The 12,616-nt window shown below is 69.5% G+C and carries 10 protein-coding genes and 1 tRNA gene; 9 read left to right on the top strand and 2 right to left on the bottom strand.

Going from position 1 to position 12,616, the window contains the following annotated elements; genetic code table 11:
* Window positions 1-92: 92 nt before the first annotated feature.
* Window positions 93-662 (top strand): YwqJ-related putative deaminase, encoded by a 570-nt coding sequence (locus ACWGI2_RS30230; protein WP_453400176.1) that lies wholly within the window; start codon window positions 93-95, stop codon window positions 660-662.
* A gap of 56 nt (window positions 663-718) precedes the next feature.
* Window positions 719-1,240 carry an SUKH-3 domain-containing protein gene (locus tag ACWGI2_RS30225; RefSeq protein WP_453698746.1) on the top strand — a complete coding sequence of 174 codons (522 nt, stop codon included), beginning with the start codon at window positions 719-721 and terminating at the stop codon, window positions 1,238-1,240.
* A gap of 763 nt (window positions 1,241-2,003) precedes the next feature.
* On the opposite strand, the gene ACWGI2_RS30220 is transcribed toward ACWGI2_RS30225, so the two are convergent.
* The gene (locus ACWGI2_RS30220) at window positions 2,004-3,335 is read right to left on the bottom strand and encodes a sensor histidine kinase (RefSeq protein ID WP_453400174.1); all 1,332 of its coding nucleotides are present in this window, start codon (window positions 3,333-3,335) and stop codon (window positions 2,004-2,006) included.
* 167 nt (window positions 3,336-3,502) lie between these two features.
* Between ACWGI2_RS30220 and ACWGI2_RS30215 the strand changes: the two genes are divergently transcribed.
* The 7 genes from ACWGI2_RS30215 (at window position 3,503) to ACWGI2_RS30185 (ending at window position 9,171) form a co-directional block, all read left to right on the top strand.
* Window positions 3,503-4,381, top strand: a complete 879-nt coding sequence (locus tag ACWGI2_RS30215) for a hypothetical protein (RefSeq protein ID WP_453698745.1) — start codon at window positions 3,503-3,505, stop codon at window positions 4,379-4,381.
* An 11-nt stretch (window positions 4,382-4,392) separates the two neighbouring features.
* A tRNA-Gln gene (locus ACWGI2_RS30210) sits at window positions 4,393-4,466 on the top strand.
* Between the two features lie 114 nt (window positions 4,467-4,580).
* Entirely contained in the window at window positions 4,581-6,038 is a 1,458-nt protein-coding gene (gene glmU, locus ACWGI2_RS30205; RefSeq protein WP_453698743.1) for a bifunctional UDP-N-acetylglucosamine diphosphorylase/glucosamine-1-phosphate N-acetyltransferase GlmU, read from the top strand.
* 119 nt (window positions 6,039-6,157) lie between these two features.
* Window positions 6,158-7,135, top strand: a complete 978-nt coding sequence (locus ACWGI2_RS30200; protein ID WP_266866016.1) for a ribose-phosphate diphosphokinase — start codon at window positions 6,158-6,160, stop codon at window positions 7,133-7,135.
* Window positions 7,136-7,353: 218 nt separating this feature from the next.
* Window positions 7,354-7,947 (top strand): 50S ribosomal protein L25/general stress protein Ctc, encoded by a 594-nt coding sequence (locus tag ACWGI2_RS30195; protein WP_160505508.1) that lies wholly within the window; start codon window positions 7,354-7,356, stop codon window positions 7,945-7,947.
* A gap of 102 nt (window positions 7,948-8,049) precedes the next feature.
* The gene (gene pth, locus ACWGI2_RS30190) at window positions 8,050-8,652 is read left to right on the top strand and encodes an aminoacyl-tRNA hydrolase (RefSeq protein WP_453400171.1); all 603 of its coding nucleotides are present in this window, start codon (window positions 8,050-8,052) and stop codon (window positions 8,650-8,652) included.
* Window positions 8,653-8,700: 48 nt separating this feature from the next.
* Window positions 8,701-9,171, top strand: coding sequence for a hypothetical protein (locus tag ACWGI2_RS30185; protein ID WP_453400170.1), 471 nt, complete (start codon window positions 8,701-8,703; stop codon window positions 9,169-9,171).
* A gap of 703 nt (window positions 9,172-9,874) precedes the next feature.
* On the opposite strand, the gene ppc is transcribed toward ACWGI2_RS30185, so the two are convergent.
* Window positions 9,875-12,607 carry a phosphoenolpyruvate carboxylase gene (ppc, locus tag ACWGI2_RS30180; RefSeq protein WP_453698742.1) on the bottom strand — a complete coding sequence of 911 codons (2,733 nt, stop codon included), beginning with the start codon at window positions 12,605-12,607 and terminating at the stop codon, window positions 9,875-9,877.
* Window positions 12,608-12,616: the final 9 nt, after the last annotated feature.

Raw genomic sequence — 12,616 nt, 5'->3', positions numbered from 1 at the left:
CACCACCCGCCCCATTTGGCAGGCTGTCCCCGCAACGCGGGGGCGTGGCACACGCGGTCACAACCGCGAGTTGCGGGGAGGGAAGCACCACCATGCACACGGCACAGACCGGTAGGGCCGGCCACACGGCAGGCACGACGGCACCCACGGCGGCACCCATGGCGACCGCCGAGAACCCCGCCGACGCGGGAGATCCACGCGTCGGCTGGAGCAACACGTCCGCGCACGCGCCCACACTGCGCCAGCGCCGTGACGGCATACTCCCCACCGTCGCCGCCGCACTCTCCGTCCGCGGCGCGACCCTCACCTGCACCGCGGGCCGCGGTGAAGAACCTCCCGCTCTGCACCCACTCGTACAGGACTTCCTCGACACCCTCACAAGCGGCCAGCGCGAACGCTTCACCGGGCGGTGCGCCGAAGCCATCCTCATCTCACGCCACCTCACGGCAGCCGACGGCAGCCGCTCCAAACGCGCGGCACGAAAACCGATGACCAACGGCGAGGCCCGCAAGGCCCTCAAGCACGCCAAGCTCACCACCCGCCGCATCCGCGAGGACGGCGACCCCCTGCACGGCGGCTTCGCCCGCCCCTGCCGCTCCTGCACCGCCCTTACAGCGCACTTCGGCGTACGGATCGTGGAACCCGCCGCACCGGAATCCTGATCCCCACCACCGAGCCGCGAAACGCGAACCGCGAACCGCAACGAGGGCAGCCGCACATGCACACCGAACAGCACACCGAGAACCCCACCCAGCCGACCGCCGCGTCACCCCGCTTCCCCGTCCCCGTCGACGCCGCCCTTCGCGCGGCCGGCTGGACCCCCGGCCGCTGGGACATAAAGCAGGCCGAGATCTGGGCCGACGTCCTGCGCCGCCACACGTCGCCCGCGGGGCACCGGCACGCCGTCTTCCCCGCCGCCGTCGAGGCGTGGGCCGAGTTCGGCGGACTGCACATCACCCCGCAGGGCCCCGGCCGCCACATAGCGCCCGCCACCGTGCACCTCGACCCCCTCTACGGCCTCCACCTGGCCCGCACCCTCGGCGACCTCGGCCGCGCCCTCGACACCGAGGTCTGCCCCATAGGAGAGGAGACGGAGACCCAGGCCCTCCTGGCGATCGACGCGGAAGGCCGCGTCTACAGCCTCGACCACAGCGGCGACTGGTACCTGGGCTCCCACATCGACGAGGCCCTGGCCACCCTGGCCTCAGGCACACAACCGGAACGCCTGAAAACAGCCTGAGGCCACGGATCCGGCTGCGGGCGCGGGGGGCCTACGACATCTGGGCCTCCGCGGGGCGGGCGAGGCACGGGGGCTACGACATCCGCGCCACCGCGGCACAGGTGAGGAACGGGCTTACGACATCTGCCTCGCCCGCGCGGGCGAGGCACGGGACTACAACATCTGCGCCACAGCGGCACAGACCAGGCCCGGAGGCTGCGGTCTGCGCCTCAGCCGCGTGGGCAAAGGACAGGACTACGACAACTGCGCCATCGCCGCACGGGCGAGGCGCGGGGCTACGACAACTGCGCCACCGCCGCACGGGCGAGGCGCGGGCCTACGACAACTGCGCCACCGCCGCGCAGGCAAGACGCGGGCCTACGACAACTGCGCCACCGCCGCGCAGGCAAGACGCGGGCCTACGACAACTGCGCCACCGCCGCGCAGGCAAGACGCGGGCCTACGACAACTGCGCCACCGCCGCGCAGGCAAGACGCGGGACTACGACAACTGCGCCACCGCCGCGCAGGCGAGGCGCAGGCCTGCAATATTCGCGCCACCGCCGTACAGGCACGACCACCCACGAGGCGCCCGCCAGCACCCGGCGGCAGGCGCGACATGCCGGGGCGAGTCCGCAGGTAACCGGCCGCAGGCACGACACGCCAGCACACGCCCTTAGACACCCGACCGCAGACACCACACGCCACCACACGCCCGCAGACCCCCGGACCGCAGACACCCCGCCCGCAGGGCGCGGCCCAGCCACCCCGGGGAGGGAAAGCCCTCAGCCCCCAGCGACAGCCGCCGGCAGTACCGCCGATACCCGGAAACCACCCGCGTCCGTCGGGCCCGACACGAAAACGCCGCCCAGCGCGGTGACCCGCTCCTTCATGCCCACCAGGCCGTTGCCCCCGCTCGGCAGCCGAGCATCCCCCGGGCCCACCTCCGGCGGCGGCTCGTTCTCCACCTGCATCGCGATCTCCGCACCACGATGCGCGAGCCGGACGTACGTCTTGGCGCCCGCCGCGTGCTTGTGCACGTTCGTCAACGCCTCCTGAACCACCCGGTACGCGGTCTGCTCGACGTCCGCCGCATACGCACGGGAGTCACCCTCCACGGACAGCTCCACCGCCATCCCCGCCTCACGCGACTGCCCCACCAGCTCATCGAGCTCCGCCAGACACGGCCCGTCCTCGTCCACCGCACGCGAGGCGGCAGCAGCCGCGGCGAACCCCACAGCGGCCAACGGCACCACGTCGGACACCGACCCGTGCCGGCCCCCCGCGGCGGGCGGAGCCTCCCCGGTCCGCAGCACACCCAGCATCTCGCGCAACTCCGTCAGAGCCTGCCGCCCCATGTCACCCACAAGGGCGGCATTCTTGACGGCCTTCTCAGGATCCTTCCGGGCGACAGCCTGCAAGGCCGCCGCATGCACCACCATCAGACTCACCCGATGCGCGACGACGTCATGCATCTCCCGCGCGATCCGCGTCCGCTCCTCATTACGCGCCCACTCCGCCCGCTCCTCGGCCCGCTCGGCCAGCAGCTGCAACTCACCCTTCAGGCTGTCCGCACGCTCCCGCAGACTCTCCATCAGCCGCCGCCGAGCCCCGATATACAGCCCGAGCAGAATCGGCGGCGCGGTCAGCCCGATGGACGTGGTGATCGCGATGAACGGTATGAACCCCTCAGCGAACCCCAGCTCCCCGCTCTCCATGTCCTGCCGAGTCCGCACGAGCGTCACGATGAGCGTCCCGAGCAAGGACATCCCGGCAAGGGACCCGATGATCCGCCGAGGCAACTCAGAGGCGGCCAGCGTGTAAAGCCCGACGACGGTAAGGAAAATCCCCATCTGAGCGGGCGTGATCGCAATCGAAATGAGCACCACGGCAATCGGCCACCGCCGCCGCAACACCAGCGAAGCCCCCGCCAGCACCCCGAACGCGATTCCCACCCCCGTGGGAATCCCCGTGTCCCCCGCGAACGTGATCCCCTCGGCCCCGCACTCCGCCGCCGAGGCCAACGCAAGCCCCACATCCAGCACGGCGCTACGCCGCCGCTCCCACCACCACGGCCCGGTCACGGCCGCGCTGTGGTTCTCCCCCGTCGTGGTCATGCCTTCCAGCCTACGGGCGACAAGCCCTCCTTTTCCGGCGAGTTTCCGGCTCGGTGATCGAACGCATGCGCTGACCGTCGCGAAACGAAACGGCCCGAATTCCCTCGAACTGGCGAACCGCTCCCGGTTCCCGGCCGGACGTCCGCATTCCGGACAAGGGTCGCCGCATGACAGAGATCACGGATCGCCAAGGGAAGTACGCCGACTTCGAGGGGTTGCGGGAGCGGGCAATCGCGCTGCGGCGGGAGGGGCTGAGCCGCCGCCAGATCCGCGACCGCCTCCTCGTGGACAACAACGACATCCTGAACCGCCTCCTGGAGGGCGAGCCGGCCCCGGAGTGGACGAAGCGCCCGAACGCGAAGGACGACCTGCGGGAGCGGGCCCGGGAGCTGCGGCTCCAGGGCATGACCTACGACCAGATCCAGGTGGAGCTGGGGTGCTCGAAGGGTTCGATCTCGCTGTGGGTGCGGGATCTCCCGAAGCCGGAGCGGCGCGATCCGTCAGAGCAGGCGAAGCTGGCGGCGCGGAAGCGGTGGGAGCACGAACTCACGGTGCGGGACGAGGAGCGGCAGCGCGTGAAGGAGGCCGCCGCCCGATCGATCGGAACGATGTCGGAGCGCGAGCTGTTTCTCGCGGGCGTCGCCCTGTACTGGGCGGAGGGGAGCAAGGACAAGCCGTACGACCGGCGGGAGAACGTCACCTTCGTGAACAGTGACCCCGGAATGATCGAGGTTTATCTGGCCTGGCTCGACCTTCTCGGAGTGGAGCGCCGACGCCTGCGCTTCTCCGTGATGATCCACGAATCGGCCGACGTGGCAGCCGCTGAGCTCCACTGGGCCGACCTCGTGGGCGCCGACCAGGTCTTCAACAAGACGACACTCAAGAAGCACAACCCGAGGACCGTCCGCAAGAACGTGGGTCCCACCTACCGAGGGTGCCTGGTGGTCAAAGTCCTTCAGAGCGCCGCCTTGTACCGTCGCATCGAAGGCGCTTGGTACGGCATAGTGTTGTCCGCGCGTCGGCCCGATCAACCGAATCGGACATAGCGCGCAGACCATCCCGGGTCGTCTAATGGCAGGACAAATGGTTTTGGTCCATTGAATGAGGGTTCGATTCCTTCCCCGGGAGCCAGTACAGAACGGGTCCTGACCGCAAGGTCAGGACCCGCCCTCATTTCCGCCCCACAACGCCCCGGTATCCTGCGGATGTCCACCCCCCGCACATCCGAAGCCGAAGGGCACCCCCGTGAGCGCCAACAGCCCGGCAGCCGTCGTCGTCCTTGCAGCGGGTGAGGGCACCCGTATGAAGTCGGCCACCCCCAAGGTCCTGCATGAGATCTGTGGCCGTTCCCTCATCGGGCACGTGCTCGAAGCCGCGTACGCGCTGAGCCCGGAGCGGCTCGTCACCGTGGTCGGGTTCGCCCGCGAGCAGGTCATCGCGCACCTGGGGACGATCGCCCCGGACGTGCGCACGGCCTACCAGAGCGAGCAGAAGGGCACGGGCCACGCGGTCCGCATCGGTCTGGACGAGCTCGGCGGTGCCGTGGACGGGACCGTCATCGTCGTCTGTGGCGACACCCCGCTGCTGACGGGCGCGACCCTGCAGAAGCTGGCCGAGACGCACACCGACGACGGCAACGCCGTCACCGTGCTGACCGCCGAGGTGCCGGACGCGACCGGCTACGGCCGCATCGTGCGGGACGGCGAGAGCGGCGCGGTGACCGCGATCGTGGAGCACAAGGACGCCACCGAGACGCAGCGCCTGGTCCGTGAGATCAACTCCGGTGTGTTCGCGTTCGACGGGCAGCTGCTCGCGAAGGCGCTGGGCAAGGTGCGTACGGACAACAGTCAGGGCGAGGAGTACCTGACCGATGTTCTGGGGATCCTGCGGGAGGCGGGGCACCGGGTGGGTGCGGCCGTCGCCCGTGATCATGAGGAGATCGCGGGGATCAACAACCGCGTTCAACTGGCGCAGGCCCGGCGCACCTTGAACGACCGGCTGCTCACCGAGGCCATGCTGGCGGGTGTGACGGTGGTGGACCCGGCGTCGACGTGGATCGACGCGACGGTGACGTACGAGCAGGACGCGCTCGTGCATCCGGGTACGCAGCTCCAGGGCGCGACGCATCTCGGTGAGGGTGCGGAGGTCGGTCCCAACTCCCGTCTGAAGGACACCAGGGTGGGTGCGGGGGCGCGGGTGGACAACACGGTCGCGTACGACTCGGAGGTCGGGGAGCAGGCGAGCGTCGGTCCGTACGCGTATCTGCGGCCGGGTACCCGGCTCGGTGTGAAGGCCAAGGCCGGTACGTATGTGGAGATGAAGAACGCGTCGATCGGTGAGGGTTCGAAGGTCCCGCATCTGTCGTACGTGGGTGACGCGACGATCGGTGATTTCACCAACATCGGTGCTGCGAGCGTCTTTGTGAATTACGACGGTGAGGCGAAGCACCACACGACGGTGGGGTCGCACTGCAAGACCGGTTCGGACAACATGTTTGTGGCTCCTGTCACTGTTGGGGACGGCGCTTATACGGCGGCGGGTTCGGTCATCACGAAGGATGTTCCGGCGGGTTCGCTGGCCGTGGCCCGTGGGCAGCAACGGAATATCGAGGGTTGGGTGGCGCGCAAGCGTCCGGGCAGCGCGGCTGCGAGGGCTGCGGAGGCGGCGTCCGGGGAGTCCAGGAATTCGGCAAGCGGAAGCTGACCGGAAACAGGTGCGTCGTACACGGCGTACCGTGATAGATGCACACCATTTCGGCCGACTCAGCGCACGGGACGCGCAGTTTCGGCAGCGGGAAGAACTCGTCTGAGGAGACAAGTGCTGTGACCGGGATCAAGACGACCGGCGAGAAGAAGTTGATGCTCTTCTCCGGCCGCGCCCACCCCGAGTTGGCCGAGGAGGTCGCACACAAGCTGGGTGTCGGCATCGTGCCGACGAAGGCTTTTGATTTCGCCAATGGCGAGATCTATGTGCGGTATCAGGAGTCGGCTCGTGGCGCGGACTGCTTCTTGATCCAGAGCCACACGGCTCCGATCAACAAGTGGATCATGGAGCAGTTGATCATGATCGACGCGCTGAAGCGTGCGTCGGCCCGCTCCATCACCGTGATCGTGCCGTTCTACGGCTACGCGCGCCAGGACAAGAAGCACCGCGGCCGTGAGCCGATCTCGGCCCGTCTGGTGGCGGACCTGATGAAGACGGCGGGCGCGGACCGTATCCTCACGGTCGACCTGCACACGGACCAGATCCAGGGCTTCTTCGACGGCCCGGTCGACCACCTCTTCGCGCTGCCGGTCCTCGCGGACTACGTGGGTGCGAAGGTCGACCGTTCGAAGCTGACGGTGGTCTCCCCCGACGCCGGCCGCGTCCGCGTCGCCGACCGCTGGTGCGACCGTCTTGGCGCCCCGCTGGCGATCGTGCACAAGCGCCGTGACAAGGACGTCGCCAACCAGGTCACCGTGCACGAGGTCGTCGGTGACGTGAAGGGCCGCGTCTGTGTCCTGGTCGACGACATGATCGACACGGGTGGCACGATCTGCGCCGCTGCCGACGCGCTGTTCGCGCACGGTGCGGAGGACGTCATCGTGACGGCGACGCACGGTGTGCTCTCCGGTCCGGCCGCGGACCGTCTGAAGAACTCCAAGGTGAGCGAGTTCGTGTTCACGGACACGCTGCCCGACCCGGGTGACCTGGAGCTCGACAAGATCACGGTGCTCTCGATCGCGCCGACCATCGCGAACGCGGTGCGTGAGGTCTTCGAGGACGGTTCGGTGACGAGCCTCTTCGACGAGCAGGCGTAGTCGTCATAGATCGACCGGCGTCGTAGATCGACCGTCGACGTAGATTGATCGACTTTGAGGCGGCCTCCCCCGCCGGGTAGACTCACGGAGTTGCTCGGCGAGGGAGGCCGTACTCATTGAGGTACGGCTGTCCGTTATCGACGCGCTCTTCGTAGCAGGCCGCCAGTCGTGGCCGGGTGACCGACTTTCTTCCGTCACCGCTTTTACGAGGAGTGCACATGTCCGAGGTGAAGATCTCCGCCGAGCTCCGCAGCGAGTTCGGCAAGGGCGCCGCCCGCCGTCTGCGTCGCGCCGACAAGCTGCCCGCCGTTGTCTACGGCCACGGCGATGACCCCATCCACATCACGCTGCCGCACCACGGCACCCTGATGGCGCTGAAGACCCCGAACGTCCTGATCAACCTGGACATCGAGGGCAAGAGCCAGCTGGTCATCCCCAAGGCCGTCCAGCGTGACGCCGTGCGCATCGGCATCCTGGAGCACGTCGACCTGCTCCTCGTCCGCAAGGGCGAGAAGGTCAACGTCGACATCTACGTGCACACCGAGGGCGAGCTCGCCCCGGGCGGCAACCTGCTCGAGCACGTGCTGAACGCGCTGCCCGTCGAGGCCGAGGCCACGCACATCCCGGAGTCGGTCACCGTCTCCATCGCCGGTCTCGAGGCCGGTGCGACCATCCTCGCCAAGGACATCACGCTGCCCGCGGGCACGACCCTGGCCGTCGACGAGGACACCGTCGTCCTTCAGGTCCTGGCCGCGCAGGCCGAGGAGGCCGCTGCCGAGACCGAGGGTGAGGGTGACGCCGCCGAGGCCTGAGCCTCGACCGCGTTCGCTTGAGCTTTGCCAACCGCCGCTCCGCGCTCCTGCGCGGGGCGGCGGTTGGGCTATGGAGGCGGGTGGTTGGGCTATGAAGGAGACATGCAGATGACGACGGACCCCGGCGCGCCCTGGCTGATCGTGGGTCTGGGCAATCCAGGCCCTGGGTACGCCATGAACCGGCACAACGTGGGCTTCATGGTGGCCGATCTTCTCGCGGAGCGGATCGGTGGCTCGTTCAAGCGGAGCGGGCGTGCGCAGGCGCAGGTGTTGGAGGGCCGGATCGGTCCCGCGGGCCCTGGGAGCCGCCGGGTGGTCCTGGCGAAGCCGATGTCGTACATGAACGTGTCGGGTGGTCCGGTGACGGCGCTGCGCGACTTCTACAAGGTCCCGACGGCGAACATCGTCGCTGTCCACGACGAGCTGGACATCGACTACGGCACGCTGCGGCTGAAGCTGGGCGGCGGCGACAACGGCCACAACGGTCTGAAGTCGATGACGAAGGCGATGGGCCCGGACTACCACCGGGTGCGGTTCGGGATCGGGCGTCCGCCGGGGCGGATGCAGGTGGCGGACTTCGTTCTGAAGGACTTCGCGTCGGCGGAGCGCAAGGAGCTGGGTTACTTCGTGGACCGGGCGGCGGATGCGGTGGAGTCGCTGGTGATCGACGGGTTGGAGCGGGCGCAGAGTTCGTACAACTCCTGAGCGGTGAGCTGTTGACTCAACGCAGCGCCATGGCCAAGGATCGCCGCCATGAACGCGCTGCTTCTCGTACGTCTCGTACGCCGGACGGCGATGGGCGGGCTCGCGGCGCTGCTGCTTGTCGCGGGTTTCTGGGCGTCCTGGGACACTGCGCAGCACGTGATGCTCACCGATGAGCGTGAGCGGGGCACGATGCGGGTTTCGCGGTGCTCCTCGGATGACTGCTTCGGTTCGTATGTTCCCTCGACGGCCGGCTTCGAGCCGCGCGATGAGGTCGTGATCGACCGCTCGATCGCGGAGGAGAAGGGGTCGAGGGTCCCGGTGGCGGTGAAGCCGGGCTCCGACGAGGTCGTACGTACGGGTGGCCCTGGGTTCCTCCACGCGTGGCTGCCGCTGGGCGGCGCGTTGCTGCTGGCCTCGGTGGTGGTGGCCGGGGGCCTGCGCCTGCCGCGGGTGGCGTGGGGCTTGGCCCTGGCGGGCGGCGGGCTGCTGACGGCGTCGTTCGCAACACTGACGCTGTAGCCCGGCGAAGCCTCGCGCCCACTAGGACCCGCCGCTGCGCGGCGGATCACCCCCACCCGCCCACCCGATCACCCCGCATCGGGCGGGGGCGGGTCAACGGCCGGGTGGTCGATGCGAGCGGGAGGGCCCCCCACCGCACAAGACACAAGCCGCCGCTACGCGGCGAATCTCCCCACCCACCCACCCGATCACCCCGCATCGAGTGGGGGCGGGTCAACGGCCGGGTGGGCGATGCGGGGCCGGGAGGGAACCCCGCCGCACAAAATGCAGGCCGCCGCTGCGCGGCGATCTTCCCCACCCACCCACCCGATCACCCGGCATCGAGTGGCAGAACAACCCCGAACCAACTCGACACGGGGCAAACGGGCGGGTGGGCGGGAAAGACCCGCCGCGCAGCGGCGGCAAAGCACTCCCCAAACAGCTCGATCCCGGGCAAACGGGCGGGCGCGTGGGGAACACCCGCCGCGCAGCGGCGAACAAAGCGCTCCCCGGACAGCTCGATCCCGGGCAAACGGGCGGGTGGGCGGGAAAAACCCGCCGCGCAGCGGCGGCAAAGCACTCCCCAGACAACTCGACCCTGGGTAACGGGCGGGTGGGCGGGAGGCCCGCCGCGCAGCGGCGAACAAGGCACCCCCCGCGGGGGAGGCAGGGCCGCCCCCGCCTCCGACCCGGCGGTGGCTGAACGCGCCCCCGCGAGCAAAAATCAGCCCGTGTTCCGCAACCCCGCCGCCACACCGTTGACGGTAAGAAGCAGTGCCCGGCCCAGCAGCGGATCCGCTTCCTCGCCCGCCGCAGCCGCGTCCCGCTGGCGCTTGAGCAGCGCGACCTGGAGGTACGAGATCGGGTCGAGGTAGGCGTCACGGATGCTGAAGGTCTGCTGGAGCTCCGGGTGGGAGTCGAGCAGTCGCTCGCCGCCGGTGATCCGCAGGACTTCCTGGACCGTCAGCGCGTGCTCCGCCTCGATCATGTCGAAGACGTGCTTCAGCTCGTCGGGGACGAGCGTGTCCACGTAGTGGCGGGCGATCCGCAGGTCCGTCTTCGCGAGGGTCATCTCGACGTTCGAGAGGAAGTTCCGGAAGAAGTGCCAGTGCTCCTGCATCTCGCCGAGGACGGTGTCGAGACCGGCCTCGCGCAGCGCCTTGAGGCCGGAGCCGACGCCGAACCAGCCCGGCACGATCTGCCGCGACTGGGTCCAGCCGAAGACCCACGGGATGGCGCGCAGGCCGTCGAGCGAGACGCCCGAGCCGGGCCGGCGGGAGGGCCGCGAGCCCAGGTGCAGGTCGGCGAGCTGGTCCACCGGCGTCGAGGCGAGGAAGTACGTCGGCAGGTCCGGGTCCTCGACGAGCCGCCGGTAGGCGGAGTGCGCGGCGTCCGAGACGACGTCCATGGCCGCGTCCCAGCGGGCAAGCGCCTCGTCGGACTGGCGGGGGGACGTGTGCAGGGCCGAGGCCTGGAGCGTCGCCGCGACCGTCAGCTCCAGGTTCTCCCTCGCCAGCGAAGGCACCAGGTACTTGTCGGAGATGACCTCGCCCTGCTCGGTCACCTTGATCTCGCCCTCCAGCGTGCCCCAGGGCTGCGCGAGGATCGCGTCGTGCGAGGGGCCGCCGCCACGGCCGACCGTGCCGCCACGGCCGTGGAAGAGGCGCAGGCGCACCCCGTAGCGGTGCGCGACGTCACGCAGCCGCCTCTGGGCCCGGTGGATCTCCCACTGCGAGGTGGTGATGCCGCCGAACTTGGACGAGTCGGAGTAGCCGAGCATGACCTCCTGGACGTCACCGCGGAGGGCCACAAGGCGGCGGTAGGACGGGTCGGCGAGCATCTCGTCGAGGATGACGTCGGCGGCGCGCAGCTCGTCCGTCGTCTCCAGGAGCGGCACGATGCCGATCTTCGCCCAGCCTGCGTGCAGGTCGATGAGCCCGGCTTCGCGCGCCAGCACAGCAGCGGCGAATACGTCGTCCGCGCCCTGGCACATCGAGATGATGTACGACTCGATGACCTCGGGCCCGAAGACTTCGAGGGCCTTCTTGACCGTCAGGAAGACACCCAGGGTCTTCTCACCCGCGGCGTCCACGGGGGCCGGGGACGGGCCGAGCGGCCTGCGGGAGCGCAGCTCCTTGGCGAGCAGCTTCTGCCGGTACTCGCGCGGCATGTCCACGTACCGCCAGGACTCCTCGCCCAGGCGGTCGAAGAGCTGACCGAGCGCGTGGTGGTGGGCGTCGGCGTGCTCTCGTACGTCCATGGTGGCGAGCTGGAGGCCGAATGCGGCGAGCGTACGGATGGTGCGGTTCATCCGGCCGTCGGCGAACAGGGCGCCCTTGTGCGCGCGCAGCGACGTCTGGACGAGGGTGAGGTCGTGGATCAGCTCACCGGTGCCGAGGTAGTCGCGCCCGTCCTCGTGGGCGGTGCCGCGGGCCAGACGCTCCTTGGTGTTCTCCAGCTTCTGCCGGATGCAGGTGGCCTTGAGGCGGTAGGGCTCCTCGGCGTTCAGCCGCTTGTAGCGGGGACTGATCTCGGGGAGCCGTTCAAGGTCGAGCTGGAGGGAGGCCTTGAGTTCCTCGGTGGCTCCGGTGTAGCGGATGGAGTTGGAGAGGAAGCCGCGCAGCTCGTCGACGAGGGCGAGGGCGTCGTTGATGCCGTGCTCGTGCTGGAGGATCAGGACGTCCCAGGTGACGGCGGGCGTCACGTTCGGGTTGCCGTCGCGGTCGCCGCCGATCCAGGTGCCGAAGGTGAGCGGCCGGGTGCCTTCGGGCAGCTGGACGCCGACGCGCTCGAGCTCGGCGGTGAGGTCTTCCAGTACGTCCCCGACGGCGCCGGCGTGCAGCTCGTCGAGGTAGTAGATGGCGTTGCGGGCCTCGTCCGCGGGTTCCGGACGGACGACGCGCAGCTCGTCGGTCTGCCACACCAGGTCGATGCTCTCGGCGAGGCGGGTGTCGTGGCGGCGCCGGTCGGACTCGATGACCGGGGTCTCAAGGAGCTCGGCGATGCGGCGCAGCTTGTTGAGGACGGAGCGGCGAGCGGCCTCGGTGGGGTGCGCGGTGAAGACGGGGCGCACGTTCAGGTGCTCCACGGTCTGGCGCAGGTGCTCGGGGTCGGCGTCCTTGAGCCGGTCGGCTGTACGGGACAGGAGCCCGCCCTCGGCGGCCCGGCGGGCCCGGAGCTCGCGCCCGCGGTGGACCTGCTCGGTCACGTTGGCCAGGTGGAAGTACGTGGAGAAGGCGCGGACCAGCTTGGCCGCGGTTTCCAGTTCGGTGCCACCGAGCAGGCGTGCTGCGGCCTCGCCGTCCTCGCGGGTCAGGCGGCGGACCTTCTCGACCAGTTCGAGGAGCTCTGAGCCCTCCTGACGTACGAGGGTCTCGCCCAGCAGGTCGCCGAGGCGGCGGATGTCGGCGCGCAGCTCGGTGCTGGCTGTGGTGGTCTGGTCGTCGGCACTGCTCACAGGTGCGGC

It is taken from the genome of Streptomyces sp. NPDC054866 (assembly GCF_053610745.1).
The sequence above is the reverse complement of the archived record's forward strand: the minus strand, read 5'-3'. Positions and strand labels throughout refer to the sequence as shown.